Below are 16,022 nucleotides of genomic sequence, written 5' to 3' on the forward strand. Positions count from 1 at the left end.
ACGCCCGCGGCCCCCGGCCGGTCAGGGTTCGATGAGGCCCACGCGGATGGCGTACCGGGTCAGCTCCAGGCGGTCCTTCAGGCCGAGCTTGGCCAGCAGGTTGGCGCGGTGCCGCTCGACCGTCTTGGGACTGATCACCAGCAGGTCGGCGATCTGCTGCGAGGTGTTGCCCTCGGCGACGAGCTTGAGGATCTCCTCCTCGCGGTCGGTGATGGCCTTGGCCGGCAGGGTCCGGCCCTCCCGGGCGAGGTCGAGGTAGTTGTGGATGAGGGCGTTGACGGCACCGGGGTAGAGGAACGGCTCCCCGCGCATGGTGGCGTGGCAGGCCTCCACGAGGTCCTGGTCGGCGACGGACTTCAGGACGTAGCCGGAGGCGCCGGCGGCGAGCGCCTCGAAGAAGAACTGCTCGTTGTCGTACATGGTCAGGATGAGGATGCGCGTCCCCGGCAGGGTGCGGGAGAGCTCGCGGGCCGCCTGGAGGCCGGTCAGGCGGGGCATGGCGATGTCGAGGATGGCCAGGTCGGGGCGGTGCTCACGAGCCTGTTCGAGGGCTTCGGCGCCGTCCGCGGCCTCGGCCACGACGGTCAGGTCCGGTTCGCCGTCCAGGATGAGGCGGACTCCCCGGCGGACCAGCGCGTGGTCGTCGGCGAGGAGGATACGGGTGGGGGCCTGCTCGGTCATGTCAGCGTTTCCGGTCGGGGGACGTCGGTCACGGGGGTGGAGCGTGCGCGGGCGAGGACGGACCCCGCAGGGGGACGAGGGCGTGCGCGGGGAAGCGGGCGGGGACGGGGACGGCGAGGCGCACCTCGGTGCCGCCGGAGGGGCGGGACTCCACGGCGACCACGGCGCCGACGAGCAGGGCGCGCTCCCGCATCCCGCGCAGGCCGGCGCCCTCCTCCGCCCGGCCGATGCCCCGCCCGTCGTCGCGGACGCGCAGCTCCACACCGCCGGCGGTGCGGTAGAGGGCGACCTCGGCGCGGCGGGCGCCGGAGTGCCGGGCGGTGTTGGTGAGGCCCTCCTGGGCGACCCGGTAGATGACCAGCTCCGTCTCCCGGTCCAGCTCCGGCAGGTCCGGGGCGAGGCTGTGCTGGACGCTCAGGCCGGGGCCGCCGAACTCGGTGGCGAGGGCCTTGAGGGCGCTGGCCAGGCCCAGCTCGTCGAGCACACCGGGGCGCAGCCGGCGGGCGATGCGCCGGATCTCCTCCAGGCTCGCGCGGGTGGTCTCCTGCACCGACCGCAGCTCCTCGCGCAGCTCGGGCGGGGCGTGGTCGGCGGCGCGCTTGAGCTGGAGCAGGACGGCGGTCAGGGACTGGCCGACCTCGTCGTGCAGTTCCTGGGCGACGCGGCGGCGCTCCCCCTCCTGCGCGGACAGGGCGCGGGCACTGCTGGTGGCGCGCTCGTCCTCCAGGCGGTCGAGCATGGTGTTGAACGTGGTGATCAGTTCGGCGATCTCACCGCGCCCGCCGACGGCGGGACGGTGTCCCGGACGGAGCAGGTCGGTGGTGGTCATCGCGCGGGTCAGGCGCTGGAGCGGCGCGAGGCCGACCCGCAGCAGCAGCGCGTTGGCGATCAGCATGGCGGCCAGGCCCACGGTGAGGACCGCGGCCTCGGTGAGCAGTACGGGGGTGGATACGGTGACCGGTCCCAGCAGGAGGGCCGTGGCGACGATGAGCACGACGGCGTTCAGCATGAAGATCCGCCAGAACAGAGGCACCCGTTACCGCCTCCTCGCCATGGCCGCCCACCCGGGCTCCCGGTGCGGCGGGAGCCCGCGACGGGCCCGCGGACCGGGGGCGCGGCGCGGGCCGTCATGGTCCAGCCTGTGCCGTGACCGGCCCTCGCGCCATCCGTGACAACCCCCATTTTTTCCCGGCGGGGCCGGCCGGGCGACGCTCCGCGTGCGCGGCGTCCCTGAACGGAAATGGGGCCCCGCCGGGGCGGGGATGGGGCCCGCGACCGATGGCCCCGGCCGGGGCTGTCACGAGAGCCTGGAGACTGCCGGTACCGGACGGGACGAGGCGTCGGCACACGGGCGATCCCCTTCACAGCGGCCCGAGTTCGCCACAGGCCGGCGGACCCCTGACCCGTCCCGCGGTACCGGGACGACGGCCGCCGGCTTGACACCGTGCGGCCCGCCACTGGGAAGGAGGAGCCGTGCCCCGGCCCCACGACGATCGCCTGGTCGCCCTCGCGGCCCGAGTCGAGCACGAGGATCCCCGGTTCGCCCGTTCGCTGTCCACCGGGCAGCCGACCCGCCCCCGTGAGTACCGGCGCACCGGCGCCTGGTGGGCGCTGGTCATCGGGGTGCTGATGCTGATCGGGGGAGTGACCGTCCCCGACGGACTGCTCATCGCGGCGGGCCTGGTCCTCTCCGGCATCGCCGTGCAGCTCCTCGACCCCGACCGCCGTCACACGCCCCGCGGCTCACGGGCGCCGCGCGTGCCGCGTACGCCGCGTCCACCGCGTACGCCGCGCTGACCGCACGCCGCGCCGCCGCGGGCCCCGTCCCTTCCTCTCACCGCACCCCGCGCTCCGCCAGCGCCGCCTTCAGGCTGCGCAGGGCGTAGTACACGCGGGACTTCACCGTCCCCTGCGGGACGCCCAGGGCGACGGCCGCCTGCTGGGTGGTGCGGTCCGCGAGGAAGGTCGCCCGCAGCGCGTCGCGGTGCGCGGGGGTCAGCGTCTCCAGGGCGTCGTTGACCACGATGGACGACAGCATCCGTTCGATGTCGTCCGACTCCGTGCCCAGCTCCGTCAGCCAGGTGGCGCCGCCTATCTCCAGTGGGCGGGCGGTGCGGGCGCGGTGCGCGTCGATGACGAGGTTGCGGGCGACCCGGAACATCCAGGGCCGCACCGCCATGCCCTCGTCGTCGGCCAGGTTCTGCTTGTTCCAGCAGCGCAGCAGCGTCTCCTGGACGACGTCCTCCGTGCGGTGGGTGTCCCCGCCCAGCATGCGCAGCACGTACGCGTACAGTGCCGGGCCGTGTTCGAGGTAGAGGTCGCGCAGCGCCCGCTCCTCGGTGGAGGCGGCACTCGCCGATCCGATGACTGTCACGTTCATGGTTGCTCCCGCTCCTTGGGCCGACCGGCCCCGGCGCGGCGTGCGCCGGGGCCGGAGCTCTTGGCGGAACGGAGTGTTCCGAGGGGCGTTCCACGTTCGTTTGACGTCCGGTGTGCGCTGCGATGGACGCGCAGGCCGGAAGGGGGGTGAGCGGGCGTTTCAGACGTGTGTGAGGAGCGCCTCGACCTGTTCGCGGGTCCGTTCGGCGAGTTCCGCCTGGTCGGCGGTGAGCGCGCCCAGGTCGCGGAGGGTGTCCCACATGTGCAGCAGTTCCGTGCCGTGCACCGCCGCGGCCCGGTCGTCCTCGATGTGCTGCCAGGCCGCCGCCGCCCGGGCCACGTCGGACGCGGCCCGCTCGTCCCCGTTCACGCAGCGGATGCGGGCGACGCCGAGGGCCAGCACGGTGGCCTCGCGGTGGTCGCCGCACAGGTGGGCGAGGTACGCCTCCAGCGCCCGGGCCTCCACCGCGTGCGGGTGGTCGGCGCCGACCGTCTCGGCGAGGCCCTCGCGGAGCGCGGCGGCGTCGGCGTACGCCTCGTCGAGCCGGCCGGCCGCCGCGTCGGCGTTGATACGCCCGATCCGCTCGGCGACGTCACCGGTGAGCACGGGGGGTGCCTGCGGCGCGGTTACGGGGGTGGGGGTTTCCGGAGCCGCGGAGGCGGGGGTTGCCCGCGGCGCGGGGGCGGGGACCTTCGCGTCGTCGGCGGCGGCAGCGTGCGACGCGGCGGTGGCGCGGGCCCGGGTGACCACGGCGCTGAGAGCCGAGGCGACGGGCGCCGGCCGGGGGGCGGAACCCTGAGCCGGCACGGCGGCGGGACCCGGGGGCGACGCTGCGGAACGGGAACCGGAAGCGGACGCGGCGGCGGGGTGGGGGGCGGACACGGCGGAAGCGGAGACCGGTGCGGCGGGAGCGGAGGCCGGCACGGCAGGACCGGGTGCCGGTACCGCGGCCGGGCCCGAGGCCGGCACCGCGGGACCGGAAGACGACACGGCGGAGCCGAAGGGCGGCGCCGCCTGGCCGGGGGTCGGCTCGGCGGGAGCCGGAGTCGGCACCGTGGTGGGAGCCGGGGCCGGCACCGCAGGACCGGAGGCCGAAGCCTGCGGGGGATCGGTAGGCGTCGCGGGGGCCGGAACCGAGACGCCGGAGGGGGATCCGAGGACCGGGGCGGAGGTGCCGGAAGGAGGCGCGGGGACCGGAGCGGAGGTGCCGGAAGGAGGCGCGGGGACCGGCATGGCGGCGCCGGAAGGAGGCGCGGGGACCGGCATGGCGGCGCCGGAAGGAGGCGCGGGGGCCGGAGCGGAGGGGGCGGGTGGGGCCGGGGTGGTGGCGTCGAGGAGGCGGCTGGAGCCGTCCGGGGAGATCTCGAGAAGGAAGTGGCCGGTGTCGGGGCCGTCGTTCACCGTCGCCCGGACCGCTGCGTCGCGCTCCTGGGCGTACCGCTGCAACCGGTCCAGTACGGCGTCGTGGACGGACTCGCCCGGGGCGGGGACGAGGGGGGTCCCGTCGATCTCGGCGAGTTGCTCGTCGGTGATGCGTACCCGGAAGTGGGACATGGCTCATCTCCTCAGGCGGGGGAAGCGGCGGGGTCGGGGGTGACACCGGGGGTGGCGCCGGCCGGCGGGGCGGCGACACCGGCGTACTTGGCGAACTGGGCGCGCACGGCGGCGACGTAGCCCTGGGCCTCGTTCGTGCGGGGCAGGCCCCCGGCCGCGAGGACGGTGTCGATCCCCACGTGGTAGGCGGCCAGCGTGAGGTCCAGGACTCCGCCCTCGGCGCGGCCGTCGTCGACGGCCTGCTGGACCTGGCCCGCGAGGGCGCACAGGTAGCGGCCCTGGGCCATGACCGAGTCCTCCGCGTCCAGCGCCGAGACCTCGTCGTTGTCGTCGTCGTCCTCGCCGTACTCCTCGAACACCTCGGGGGGCAGCTGCGACAGGCCCCGCTCGCCGCCGGAACCGACCAGCGACGCGTCGAAGCCGGACTCGTACTCGATCTGGGCGGCGATGACGATCGGTCCGATCGCCTCGCACACGGCCCCGGCGTCCTTGATGGGCTCCACCAGGTCCTCGGGGACGGTGGACTCCTCGAGTTCGCCCTTGCCGTCGCCCTCGAACGCGTCCATGACCTGCTCGGCGATCTCCTCGTTCGACGCGCCGTCACCCCCGCCGCCACCGCCACCGCCGAAGAGCAGGATCAGCGCGATGAGCGGGGCCAGCAGGACACCGAACCCGCAGATGATGATCACCACGATCGCGCCGCCGGCCACCACGACCGGGGACAGCAGACAGCCGCAGCCCGTGCCGGCCAGGACCGTGTTCCTGGTGGCGGCCGAGACACCGTCCTCCGTGCCGCGATCCGAACCTGCGCCCATCGGCTCCCGCCTTCTTCCCCTCGTCTTGAACCGCTGTCGCCGGGCGGACCGTTGTGCTGTCCGACGGGCTCGGCAGACGCAACGGACTGCCGGGCGAACAGGTTCAAAACCGGCCGGAATCAGATGATCCAGAGCAGCGCGAGCACGAGCGAAGAGGGAGGCGGGTACGCATGAGCACTCCTTCGGCCAGGCCGTCGGTCCCGCAGGCGTGGGTACGGGGCCCGAAGTCCGCACCGCCCACGGGCCCGGACACGCGGCCCGCCACGGACGGGGGCACGGGCGGGCCGGCGGCGGGGACCGACGGGCGGACGCCCGCACCCACCGAGCACGCTACGGCCCCGGCCCCGGCGGGACCGGCCGGGAACACGCGGGTGGCCGAGGGCTCCGGCGCACGGCCGAAGCGGCCCGCTCCTCGCCGTACCACCCCCCTGCGCCGTCCCGCCTCCTCGTCCGGCGAGCCGAGCTGGGGCGAACCGCGGCGGACCGGCGCCGGCCGGGGGAAGGGACGGGACGCGGTCGCCTGGGTCAAGGCGCACGGCGGCGCCGGGGCGACCTCGCTGGCCGGTGTCCTCGGCGGTGTGGAGGTCGGCGCGCGCTGGCCGGACCCCTCCCGGGGGGAGCCGCACCGGGTCGTCCTGGTCGGCAGGACCAGCGCGCGGGGACTGCGGTCCGTCTCCCGGGCGCTCGGCGAACTGCGCGGGGAGGACGGGCCGCGGGGCCTGGACCTGCTGGCCGTCGTCCTGGTCGCCGACGCCCCGGGCCGGCTGCCGCTCGGCCTGCTGGGCCGCATCCGGGTGCTGCGCTCCGTCGTCCACGTGCACCGGGTGCCGTGGATACCGGCGTGGCGCATGGACCGCCGGCCCAGGACCCTCCCCCGTCAGCTCGTCACGCTCGCCGACCTGGTGGGCAGCGAGCCGTACGCCGAAGAAGCGGTGTCGTGATCCCCTTCCCGCACGGCGCCCGGTTCCTGGCCGCCCCCTACGTCCCGGGCGGCGACGCCCAGACGATCATCAACCTGCTCGCCTGGTGCGTCTCGGCGGGCGGTGTCTTCGGGCTGATCGTGGTCGGCATCAACATGGCGATCCAGCTCAACCGCGGCGATCCGGGCGAGGGTTCGTCGCACTTCCGAGGTGTCTTCTTCGTCGTCCTCGCCTGTCTGGTCGCCTCGACCGCCCGCCCGCTCGTGGGAGCCCTGGGGAGCCTGGAGCTCCTGGGCCCCTGAGCGCACGGACCCTTCCGTCCCCCTTCCCCGCCCGTCGCTCCCGGTGGGCGCCTACCTTTCGGAGACCTCCATGTCCTCACTGCTCCTCGAGACCTCCAGGTTCCTGGCCGCCGGCGTGCCCCAGCCCGAGCGGCAGGCACCCGGCGACCTGACGGAGAAGGTCAACACGGTGCTCGGCATAGCCGCCTGGGCCGGCACCGCCGCCGGCGTGGCCGGGGTGCTGATCACCGGCGCGATGATGGCCATCTCCGTGAAGCGGGGTGAGAGCTCCGAGCACATGAGCCGCCTCGGCATGGTGCTCGGCGGCTGCGTCCTGGTGGCCACCGCGGGCCCGCTGGTCCAGTTCGTGTTCGCCTGACCCCGCGGGCGGCCGAGATGTTCACACGCAGCAGACGGCGGGACGAGCCCTCCGGCCCCTACTGGCGTCAGCGCGGCTGGCAGCTGTCGGCTGGCTTCGTCGCCGTCGTGTTCGTCCTGGGCGGCACCATCGCGCTGACGGCCGGCGAGGACCGGGCACGAAAGCCCGCCCCCGACGGTCCGCTGTCGGGGCGGGCCGCCGGCGGGGACAGCCGGCCGCAGGGGTGCCGTACCGACGACGGCGACGACGCGGTGCCCACCACCGCGCCGCGGGGCGTCGAGTGGCGCACCATCGGCGTGGTGCGCGTGCCGGTCTCCCCCGCCGCCGGTCCGACCCGCACCGACGGGGGCATGCGGTGGTGCTTCGCGCACACGCCCGTCGGCGCCGTGCTGGCCGCCCACGTCATCCCGTCCCAGCTGAGCGAGCCCGGCTGGCGCGAGGTGCTCGACCAGCAGGTCGTCGCCGGGCCGGGGCGCGACCGGTTCGAGTTCCAGCGCGGTCTCGTCCGGGACTCCTCGGCGGGCCGGTCCGACGGCTCCGTCGCGACGTACACGGGTTTCTCCGTCGCCTCGTACGAGGGCTCGGACGCGACGGTGGACCTGCTCATGCGGACCGGCTCCGGCTACGCGACGACCAGCATCGACCTGCGCTGGAGCGGCGGCGACTGGAAGATCCGGCCCTCCGACGGGGGTGACCTGCACACACCGGTGTCGGTGGTGCAGAACCCCCGCGGCTACGTCCTCTGGGGGCGCTGACATGGCGTGCAGCACGGGTAATCCCGCCACCAACCTGTTCAAGGGGTTCTTCGAGTTCCTCGGCGACCCGGTGGGCACCATCATCGACCTGATCGCGAAGTCCATCCTGGCCGGTGCGGTCACCGTCTTCGGCGACCTGGTCAGCAGCGTCCCGGGGCTGACGGGGACGACGACGGCCAAGGAGGTCAACAACCAGTCGCAGTGGATCGTGGTCTACCTGGCGGTGGGGTCGCTGCTGTTCGCGTCCGCCCGCATGGCCGTCGAACGGCGCGGCGACGCCGGGGTGACCGCGCTGAAGGGCATCGCCCGGGTGATCCTCGTCTCCGGCGCCGCCACCACGGTCTTCGCGGCCGCCGCCAGGGTGTCGGAGGGCTACTCCGACCACCTGTTCGCCGCCGGTGCGGAGCGGCTGCTGACGGACGTCGGCTGCGACAGCGACACGAGCCTCGGCAAGTCGTTCCTGCTGCTGATCATCGCGTTCCTGCTGCTGATCTCCGCCATCATCCACACGATCCTGCTCTACATCCGGCTCGGCGTGCTGATCGTGCTGCTGGGCACCCTGCCGATGGCCGCCGCGGCGTCGATGACGGACTGGGGCAACGGCTGGTGGCGCAAGCACATCGGCTGGATGATCGCCTGGCTGCTGTACAAACCCGCGGCGGCGCTCGTGATGTACGCGGGCACGGCCATGATCAACTCCAATGAGGCGGGCAGCGAGTCCACCGAACGCATCGCCGGTATCGGCGTCATGCTGCTGTCCGCCGTCGCCCTGCCGGCGCTGCTGAAGCTCGTCATGCCGGCCACCGCGGCCCTCGGCGGGTCCGCCGCCATGTCCGGCGCGATGTCCCAGGCGGGCGGGGCGCTGGCGTCCGGCGCCCGCTCGATCGCCGGCCGGAGCGTCGGCGGGGGCGGCGGGCAGGTCGGCCGGGCGGGACCGTCCGGAGCGGCGGGCACGTCCGGAGGGAGCGGTGCCGGCGGCGCGGCGGGCACGTCGGGTCCGTCCGGCTTCTCCGGCGGCAACGGCTCGCCGGGCGGTGCCGGCGCCCCGGGCGCGGGCGCCGCGGGTGCCGGCGGCTCGGCCGCGGGCGGGGCCGGGGCGGCGAGCGGGGCCACGCGGGCCGCGGCGGCCGCGGGCGGGCCGGCCGGCCTGGCCGTCGCCGCGGCGATCACCGCGGCCCAGACCGCCGGCCGGGTCGCGTCCGGAGCCGTGGACGACGCCGACGGCGAGCGGGGGCACAACACCTGACCCGGGCCGTCGCCGGGCTCCCCCTGCCCCCGGGGGAGCCCGGTGATCCGGCCCCCTGCGGAGGAGACCCGGCGACCCACCGCCGGGCGCCGGCGGCCCGGCCCCCGGGGAGCCGGTGACCGCCCGATGAGAGAAGCCCGGCGACCCCTCTCCCCCGGGAGCCCCGCTCCCGCACCCGCCATCCCCACCCCCACGCCTCTCGAAGGGAAACCGGACCCTCATGTCCACGGAAGCCGCCACCCGCCCGACCTACGGCAACTGGCGCCGGCCCCGGCGGCCGGGGCTCGGACCGCTCGGCCTCGTCGGCACCTTCGGTGTCTTCGGCGGGCTCGTCCTCACCCTGCTCGCCTCGCTGATCTCGCTCTACGCGGCGCTGGTCGTGTTCGTCCCGCTCGCCGTGGTCCTGCTGCCACTGGCCGTGCGCACCCAGGACGGGCGCAACGTCTACCAGCTGATCGCACTGCGCATCGGCTGGCGGCGCCGCAGGGCCAAGGGCGCCCACTTGTACGTGTCGGGCCCGCTGTCCCCCCGCCCCGGCGGACGGTTCCGCCCGCCCGGGCTGCTCAACAAGGTCACGGCGAGCGAGGGCCGGGACGCCTACGACCGTCCCTTCGGCGTGCTGCACCACCCGGGCCGCAACCTGTACACCGTGGTGCTGGGCTGCGAACCGGACGGCGGCGCCCTGATCGATCCCGACCAGGTCGACGTCTGGGTCGCGCTGTGGGGCGAGTGGCTGTCCCGGCTGGCGCACGAGCCCGGGCTGCGGGGCGCGTCGGTGATCGTGGAGACCGCCCCCGACCCGGGGACCCGGCTCGCCCACGAGGTGCTGCCCCGCATCCACGCCGACGCCCCGCCCGCCGCCCGCGCGGTGATGGAGGAGGTCGTCGAGCGCTACCCGACCGCGTCCTCCGAGATGCACACCTACGTCACGCTCACCTACGGCGTCCCCCCGGGCAAGCGGCGCCCGAAGGAGGACGTGATCTCCGACCTGGCCATCCGCATCCCGGGGCTGCTCAGCGGCCTGGTCTCGGCCGGCGGCGGGGCGGCGTACCCGCTGTCGGCCGAGCGGATCGCCGAGGTGGTCCGCGTCGCCTACGACCCCGCGGTCGCCGCCGACGTCCTCGACGCCCGCGCCCAGCACGGCGGGACGGGCCTGGAGTGGGAGGACGCCGGTCCGGCCGCCGCCGTCGAGACCGTCAACAGCTACCAGCACGACTCGGGGGTCTCCCGCACCTGGCTGATGACGCTGGCGCCCCGCGGCACGGTACGGTCCTCGGTCCTGCGGTCCATGCTGGAGGCGGACACCTCCACCCGCCGCAAGCGGGTCGCGCTGATCTACCGGCCCATCGACCCGGCCACCTCGGCCCGGATCGTCGAGGCCGACCGCCGCGCCGCCCAGTTCATGGCCACCTCCGGCCGGGGCACGGTGCAGGCCCGGGCGGCCTCCGAGGTGCGGGCGGCGGAGCAGACCGCGGCGGAGGAGGCGTCGGGCGCCGGGCTCGTGGAGTTCTCCCTGATGCTGACGGTCACCGTCGACGACGCCGACCAGCTCGCCGACGCCGACGTCACCGTCCGCAACCTGACCGCCGCCTCCCGGGTGCTGATGCGGCCCGCCGACCGGATGCAGGCCGCCGCCTTCACCTGCACCCTGCCCGCCGGGATCCTCCCGTGGGAGCAGACCCTGGTCCCGCACGAACTGCAGGAGGCGCTGTGAGCCGGCGCGAGGAGAAGAGGGCCGAGCGCGAGGACCGGCTGGCCGAGCAGCGGTCGCGCGCGGCGCTCGCGGCCCGGCGGTCCGGCGAGGACGGCGACGGTGGCGACGCCCGGTCCGGCGGACGGTCCGGCGACCGGTCCGGCGACCGGTCCGGCGGGCGGTCCGGCGCGAACGGCGGGACCCGGGAACGGTTCGGGCCGCACGGCGGTGCCGGGCAGGCAGGCGGTGACCGCGCCGGGCGGCGGGACCCGGACGGCGCCCGTGACGGCGTCCGTGACACGTCCGGACGGCGGTCCGCCGCCCGGCCCGCCCGCGGCGACGGTGCGCCCGCCCGCCCGCGGGAGCCCTACGTCCCCCCGCGCGGCTGGCACGGCGCCGGCGGCGGACGCGTCGGCTACCTGGACCCGCCCACCATGTGGCGGGCGACCACCGTGCAGGCCTGCGGCATGTGGCCGTTCGCGGCCGGTTCCGGGTCGCCGATGACGGGTGTGCCGCTGGGACAGCACCTGTTCACCGGGGCCACGGTCTGCGGCGACCCGCTGAACTGGTTCACCCGGGCCCGCTACATCTCCAACCCGTCCCTGTTCATGCTCGGCATGCCCGGCCTGGGCAAGTCCACCCTGGTCAACCGGATGCTGATCGGGCTCGCCGCGACCGGCGTGGTCCCGCTGGTGCTCGGTGACCTCAAGCCGGACTACGCCGACACCGTGCGCGCGCTGGGCGGGCAGGTGATCTCCATCGGCCGCGGCCGGGGCGGCATCAACGTCCTGGACCCGGGCGCCATGGGCGAGGCGGCGGTGCGGATCGGCGGTGAGGCGGGCGAGGTGCTGAAGGCCGAGACGCACGGCCGGGTGCTGAACATGGTGGCCGCCCTGATCACCATCGTGCGGGGGCGTCCGATGGACGACCACGAGCAGTCCGTGCTCTCCGCCGTCCTGCACCACCTGCGCGAGCGCACCGCGCCCGGCCGCGCCCCGCTCCTGCCCGACCTGCTGCGGGTACTGACCGAGGGCCCCGACCGGGTGCGCGCGGTCACCCTGGACCGCGGCAACGAGACCCGCTACCGCGACGCCGTGGACCCGCTGCACCGCTCCCTGCTCGGCATCCTCGACGGGCCCCTCGGCGACACCTTCACCTCCGAGACGTCCACCCGCATCGACCCGAACGCGCCCGCGGTGTGCATCGACATCTCCGGCATCGGCGAGGCCGACACCCAGCTGACCGCCGCCGCGATGCTCGCCGCCTGGTCCGACGGACTGGGCACGGTGGCCGCCTCGCACGCCCTCGCGGACGCGGGACTCGCCCCGCGGCGCTGGTTCTTCACCGTGCTGGACGAACTGTGGCGGCCGCTGCGCGCCGCCTCCGGCATCGTCGACCGCATCGACGCGCTCACCCGCCTCAACCGCTCCCTCGGCCTGGGCGACGCGAAGATCACCCACACCCTGAAGGACGCCGAGGCGCTCGGCACCGACGCCGACCGGGCCAAGGCGCGCGGCTTCGTCGAGCGGGCCGGGATGGTGGTGTGCGCGGGCCTGCCCCGGACCGAGATGGAGGAGCTCGGCAAGGTGGTGGGCCTGTCCCAGCGCGAGATCGAACTCGTCTCGTCCTGGTCCTCGCCGCCCGGCTGGGGAATGACCGGCGAGCACGAGGAGCCGCCCGGCCGGGGCCGCTTCCTCATCAAGGTCGGCGGACGGCCCGGCATCCCCATCAAGGTCGCCATCACCGACGCCGAGCGCCGGCTGCACAACACCAACACCCGCTGGACCACCGACGAGGAGGCCATCGAGCAGGCGGCGGCGCGGGCCGCCCGGGACGTCGCGCGGGCCGCCGGGCAGAGGGGCCCCGGGGGGTGGCCGGCATGAGCGGCGCCCGCTCCGGCGACCTGCACGAGCAACTGCCCTGGGCCGTGGCCGCGCTGGCCGCGGGCGGCCTGGGGCTGTTCGCCGTCGCCTGGACCGGCGGCACCCTCGGCGCCGGTGTCACCGGGCACGGCTGGCAGGCCCCGCCGTTCGCCCTGTCCACGGCGACCACCCTGGCCGGCGAGGGCCCGGGCACCCTGTGGCCCGGCGCCCCGGCCGGTGCCGTCTACGGCGGCATGCTCGCGCTGCTGACGCTCCTCCTGGTGCCCGTCGCCGTCGCCGTACGTCTCCTCGTGAGCCGTTCCGCGCGGCCGAAGGGGCTGGCAGGGCGCCGGGAACTCGCCGCGATGTGCCCGAAGGGCATCACCGCCCGCGCCCGCGAGCTACGGCCCAGCCTGGAGGGCCGCGAGCAGCTGCACCCGGACGAGACCGGCAACCTGCTCGGCGACCTCGCTCCGAACGGGCCCGAGCTGCGCAGCAGTTACGAGGACGTCGAACTCGACCTCATGGCGCCCCGGGCCGGCAAGTCCACCGGCATCGCCGTCCCCCGGGTGCTGCGCGCCCAGGGCGCGGTGCTGCTCACCTCCAACAAGTCCGACGTGTACGCCGTCACCCGCGCCGCCCGCGCGCAGGCGGGCCGGGTCTGGACGTTCGACCCGCAGGGCATCGCCCACACGCCGCGCGCCATGTGGTGGAACCTGCTGGGCGAGTGCCACACCATCGAGGGCGCCCGCCGCCTGGCCGGCCACTTCGTCGCCTCCGTCAACGACGACAGCGCGAAGAAGGACTTTTGGATCTCCGCCGCCCAGAACACGCTCACCGCGCTGTTCCTGGCCGCCGCCCGCGGCGGGGCCTCGGTCCGCGACCTGCTCGGCTGGCTCGCCGACCCCGCCGACCGCACCCCGGTCGACCTGCTCCGGGAGGCGCAGCTCATCGCGATGGCGGAGCAGCTCCAGGGCACCGTGCGCGGCGCGGTGGAGACCAGGGACGGCATCTATGAGACGGCGCGGCAGACCGTGTCCTGCCTGCTGGACCCCGAGATCCTCGCCTGGGTCACCCCGGACCCCGTGCTGCCCGAGTTCCGCCCCGACCGGCACGTCCTCGGCAAGGACACGCTCTACCTGCTCTCCAAGGACGGCGGCGGTTCCGCGGCGGGTGTCATCGCGGGCATCGCGGACGCGACGATGCGGGCGGGCGTGGTCGCCGCCGAGCGCATGGGCGGGCGGCTCGACCCGCCGCTGACCGCGGTCCTCGACGAGGCCGCCAACGTGTGCCGCATCGCCGACCTGCCCGACCTCTACTCCCACTTCGGCTCGCGCGGCATCAACGTCGTCACCCTGCTCCAGAGCTACCGGCAGGGCGCCCGGGTGTGGGGCGAGGTGGGCATGGACGCCCTGTGGAGCGCGGCGACCGTCAAGCTCCTCGGGGCCGGCCTGGACGACGCGGACTTCGTCCAGAAGATCTCCACGCTGGTCGGCCAGCACGACGTGCGCACCCCCACGGTCAACCGCGGCAAGGAGGGCACCTCCCGCTCGTACTCCTACCGGCAGGAGGCCGTGCTGCCGCCGGACCGGATCCGGGCCCTGCCCAAGGGCACCGCCCTGCTCCTGGCCACCGGGGTGCGCCCCGCCCTGATCCGGCTGCGCCCCTGGTACAAGGAGCCCGGTGCCGGCGCCATCTCGGCGGCGGCCAAGGCGGAGACGGCGGCCATCACGGAGCGGGCCGCGGCCCGGCTGCCGGCCGCGCCGGTCGTGGCCCTGGAGAAGTGGAACCGTCCCGCCCGGGACGCCGGCCCCGTGTGACCGTCCGCAGCAGCAGTTCGGCCGGACCGTACCGGGCCCGCCCCGCCCACAGCGCGCCGAGCGCGAGCTGCGCGCCGTAGAGGGGGACGCAGCCCGCGAGGACGGCGGCCGTGCCCAGCCGCCCGTACAGCGCGAAGCCGTACCCGGTGAACACGCAGGCGAGGACCAGCGACTGGGCGAGGTAGTGGCTGAGCGCCATGCGCCCGGCGGACGCGAGCACCCGCGCCGCCGGGCCCCGGGGGTCGAGCAGCAGGAGCAGCCCGCACGCGTACGCCGCGGTCAGCGCCGGCGCGGTCAGCACCGCCACCGCCCGGCCGGTCAGGAACCACCGTCCGTCCAGCGGCCCGTTCGCGCAGCACGCGGCGACCACGCCGCCGGCCAGTCCGGCCGGCAGCAGCCGGACGACGGCCCCGCGCAGCCACGCCCTGTCCCTGCCGCGCCGCTCCACGAGACCGGACCGGGCCGCCGCCAGACCCGCCAGGAAGGCGGCCAGCATGTCGGGCGCGTACAGCAGGTTCGCGGCGAGCGCCGCCGGCAGGTCGCCGAGGTGGGCGGCGACGACCGAGGCGGCACCGCCCCGGTACGCGGCCGTGCCGCCCGCCGGGACCGGGCCGGGGGCGGCCGGAGCGGTGAGGGCCGCGGTCAGCAGCCCGTAGCCGAGCAGGACGGCCGCCACCGCCGCCAGCAGGACCGCCGCCAGCCGCAGCGCGGCCCGCGGACGCAGCCCGCGCAGCCCGTACAGCACCAGCCCCAGCATCGCGTACGTGGTGAGGATGTCGCCCGGGAAGAGCAGGACGGCGTGCAGCAGGCCGATCACGAACAGGGCGGCCGTACGGCGCAGATGGCGTGGCGCGAACGCGGCGCCGGCCCGCCGGGCGGACCGCGCCTGGAACACGAAGGAGCAGCCGAAGAGGAAGGAGAACAGCAGGTAGAACTTGGTGGTGACCAGCGCGGTGACCGCCCAGGCGGCCACCCGGTCGACCGCCGGCGCCCCGGGGCCGCCCCCGTGCACCACGTCGGGGCCCGCCATCAGCAGGGCGTTGACCAGCAGGATGCCGGACAGGGCGAACCCGCGCAGGACGTCCAGCTCGACGAGCCGCCGCGGCTCCCCGCCCGGTGGGCTCACGGCAGCACCGCGAGGGCGGTGCCGCAGGCCAGCGCCGAGGTCAGGAACCAGCCGAACGAGGGCGCCAGCAGGGCGCGCACCGACCACACCCGGGCCTGCTCCGGCCGGTTCCTGGCGTGCACCACGGGCACCGTCGCGCCGGCCTGCGGGAGCCCGTGGAACGACCCGTACCGGCCCGGGTCGAGGACGAAGGCCCGGCCGAGGCGGTCGGTGTACGCCACCAGCGCGCCGGGCCGCCGGTCGAAGGCCGCGCGGGGGATCACCACCCCCGGCACCCGTTCGCCGCCCGCCCACAGGCGGACCGCCACCGTCAGTGCCCGGACCGCGGCCGCCAGGGCGCCGAGGCCGAAGCCCGTGCACAGCGCCGGCACCAGCAGTTCCGCGTCCATACCGCCCCTTCCGCCCTGCCCCGTCCCGGGTCCTCGGCACGCACAACGGGCCGCGGACCGCCGCGGTTCAGGGGCCCGCGTTGAACCGGCGCGCCCGGCGGCCCCGTTGTACCGATGCCCT

General features: G+C 75.6%; 16 protein-coding genes. 9 read left to right on the forward strand and 7 right to left on the reverse strand.

Annotated features, from left to right (window positions below):
- Nucleotides 1-21: 21 nt before the first annotated feature.
- On the reverse strand, nt 22-681 hold the full coding sequence (locus tag IE118_RS08335; protein ID WP_189557024.1) for a response regulator: 660 nt from the start codon (nt 679-681) through the stop codon (nt 22-24).
- Between the two features lie 28 nt (nt 682-709).
- Nucleotides 710-1,714 (reverse strand): HAMP domain-containing sensor histidine kinase, encoded by a 1,005-nt coding sequence (locus IE118_RS08340; protein ID WP_189557026.1) that lies wholly within the window; start codon nt 1,712-1,714, stop codon nt 710-712.
- 440 nt (nt 1,715-2,154) lie between these two features.
- Here IE118_RS08340 and IE118_RS08345 point away from each other — a divergent pair, with 440 nt between their 5' ends.
- On the forward strand, nt 2,155-2,478 hold the full coding sequence (locus IE118_RS08345; protein WP_189557028.1) for a DUF3040 domain-containing protein: 324 nt from the start codon (nt 2,155-2,157) through the stop codon (nt 2,476-2,478).
- A 37-nt stretch (nt 2,479-2,515) separates the two neighbouring features.
- Here IE118_RS08345 and IE118_RS08350 read toward each other — a convergent pair whose 3' ends face one another.
- The 3 genes from IE118_RS08350 to IE118_RS08360 form a co-directional block, all read right to left on the reverse strand.
- On the reverse strand, nt 2,516-3,061 hold the full coding sequence (locus IE118_RS08350) for a sigma-70 family RNA polymerase sigma factor (protein ID WP_189557030.1): 546 nt from the start codon (nt 3,059-3,061) through the stop codon (nt 2,516-2,518).
- Between the two features lie 159 nt (nt 3,062-3,220).
- A complete protein-coding gene (locus IE118_RS08355) occupies nt 3,221-4,615 on the reverse strand; it encodes a hypothetical protein (protein WP_189557032.1) in 1,395 nt (464 codons plus the stop codon).
- 11 nt (nt 4,616-4,626) lie between these two features.
- Nucleotides 4,627-5,430, reverse strand: a complete 804-nt coding sequence (locus IE118_RS08360; protein ID WP_189557034.1) for a lytic transglycosylase domain-containing protein — start codon at nt 5,428-5,430, stop codon at nt 4,627-4,629.
- Nucleotides 5,431-5,600: 170 nt separating this feature from the next.
- Between IE118_RS08360 and IE118_RS08365 the strand changes: the two genes are divergently transcribed.
- The 8 genes from IE118_RS08365 (at nt 5,601) to IE118_RS08400 (ending at nt 14,386) form a co-directional block, all read left to right on the forward strand.
- Nucleotides 5,601-6,371: a hypothetical protein gene (locus tag IE118_RS08365; RefSeq protein ID WP_189557036.1), complete on the forward strand. Its 771-nt coding sequence runs from the start codon at nt 5,601-5,603 to the stop codon at nt 6,369-6,371.
- Nucleotides 6,368-6,652, forward strand: a complete 285-nt coding sequence (locus IE118_RS08370) for a hypothetical protein (RefSeq protein ID WP_229846722.1) — start codon at nt 6,368-6,370, stop codon at nt 6,650-6,652. The genes IE118_RS08365 and IE118_RS08370 overlap by 4 nt, the downstream gene beginning before the upstream one ends.
- A gap of 70 nt (nt 6,653-6,722) precedes the next feature.
- Complete coding sequence (locus IE118_RS08375) at nt 6,723-7,010, forward strand: hypothetical protein (RefSeq protein WP_189557038.1); 288 nt, start codon at nt 6,723-6,725, stop codon at nt 7,008-7,010.
- Nucleotides 7,011-7,027: 17 nt separating this feature from the next.
- Nucleotides 7,028-7,765 carry a DUF8175 domain-containg protein gene (locus IE118_RS08380; protein ID WP_189557040.1) on the forward strand — a complete coding sequence of 246 codons (738 nt, stop codon included), beginning with the start codon at nt 7,028-7,030 and terminating at the stop codon, nt 7,763-7,765.
- 1 nt (nt 7,766) lies between these two features.
- The gene (locus IE118_RS08385; RefSeq protein WP_189557042.1) at nt 7,767-9,011 is read left to right on the forward strand and encodes a hypothetical protein; all 1,245 of its coding nucleotides are present in this window, start codon (nt 7,767-7,769) and stop codon (nt 9,009-9,011) included.
- Nucleotides 9,012-9,231: 220 nt separating this feature from the next.
- Nucleotides 9,232-10,725 carry an SCO6880 family protein gene (locus IE118_RS08390; RefSeq protein ID WP_189557044.1) on the forward strand — a complete coding sequence of 498 codons (1,494 nt, stop codon included), beginning with the start codon at nt 9,232-9,234 and terminating at the stop codon, nt 10,723-10,725.
- The gene (locus IE118_RS08395; protein WP_189557046.1) at nt 10,722-12,587 is read left to right on the forward strand and encodes an ATP/GTP-binding protein; all 1,866 of its coding nucleotides are present in this window, start codon (nt 10,722-10,724) and stop codon (nt 12,585-12,587) included. The genes IE118_RS08390 and IE118_RS08395 overlap by 4 nt, the downstream gene beginning before the upstream one ends.
- Entirely contained in the window at nt 12,584-14,386 is a 1,803-nt protein-coding gene (locus tag IE118_RS08400) for a type IV secretory system conjugative DNA transfer family protein (protein WP_189557048.1), read from the forward strand. The genes IE118_RS08395 and IE118_RS08400 overlap by 4 nt, the downstream gene beginning before the upstream one ends.
- Here IE118_RS08400 and IE118_RS08405 read toward each other — a convergent pair.
- Nucleotides 14,295-15,512: a DUF418 domain-containing protein gene (locus IE118_RS08405; protein WP_229846723.1), complete on the reverse strand. Its 1,218-nt coding sequence runs from the start codon at nt 15,510-15,512 to the stop codon at nt 14,295-14,297. The two genes, IE118_RS08400 and IE118_RS08405, sit on opposite strands and share 92 nt — an antisense overlap.
- Entirely contained in the window at nt 15,509-15,901 is a 393-nt protein-coding gene (locus tag IE118_RS08410) for a hypothetical protein (RefSeq protein ID WP_189557050.1), read from the reverse strand. Before IE118_RS08410 ends, IE118_RS08405 begins: the two co-directional genes overlap by 4 nt.
- Nucleotides 15,902-16,022 lie beyond the last annotated feature (121 nt).

Source organism: Streptomyces pilosus (assembly GCF_014649835.1).
Classification (GTDB): domain Bacteria; phylum Actinomycetota; class Actinomycetes; order Streptomycetales; family Streptomycetaceae; genus Streptomyces; species Streptomyces pilosus.

Excerpts from the sequence above, each read along its gene's own strand:
- IE118_RS08335 (WP_189557024.1), bottom strand. The coding sequence starts at position 681 with ATGACCGAGCAGGCCCCCACCCGTATCCTCCTCGCCGACGACCACGCG.
- IE118_RS08350 (WP_189557030.1), bottom strand. The coding sequence starts at position 3,061 with ATGAACGTGACAGTCATCGGATCGGCGAGTGCCGCCTCCACCGAGGAG.
- IE118_RS08355 (WP_189557032.1), bottom strand. The coding sequence starts at position 4,615 with ATGTCCCACTTCCGGGTACGCATCACCGACGAGCAACTCGCCGAGATC.
- IE118_RS08360 (WP_189557034.1), bottom strand. The coding sequence starts at position 5,430 with ATGGGCGCAGGTTCGGATCGCGGCACGGAGGACGGTGTCTCGGCCGCC.
- IE118_RS08365 (WP_189557036.1), top strand. The coding sequence starts at position 5,601 with ATGAGCACTCCTTCGGCCAGGCCGTCGGTCCCGCAGGCGTGGGTACGG.
- IE118_RS08375 (WP_189557038.1), top strand. The coding sequence starts at position 6,723 with ATGTCCTCACTGCTCCTCGAGACCTCCAGGTTCCTGGCCGCCGGCGTG.
- IE118_RS08380 (WP_189557040.1), top strand. The coding sequence starts at position 7,028 with ATGTTCACACGCAGCAGACGGCGGGACGAGCCCTCCGGCCCCTACTGG.
- IE118_RS08385 (WP_189557042.1), top strand. The coding sequence starts at position 7,767 with ATGGCGTGCAGCACGGGTAATCCCGCCACCAACCTGTTCAAGGGGTTC.
- IE118_RS08390 (WP_189557044.1), top strand. The coding sequence starts at position 9,232 with ATGTCCACGGAAGCCGCCACCCGCCCGACCTACGGCAACTGGCGCCGG.
- IE118_RS08400 (WP_189557048.1), top strand. The coding sequence starts at position 12,584 with ATGAGCGGCGCCCGCTCCGGCGACCTGCACGAGCAACTGCCCTGGGCC.
- IE118_RS08410 (WP_189557050.1), bottom strand. The coding sequence starts at position 15,901 with ATGGACGCGGAACTGCTGGTGCCGGCGCTGTGCACGGGCTTCGGCCTC.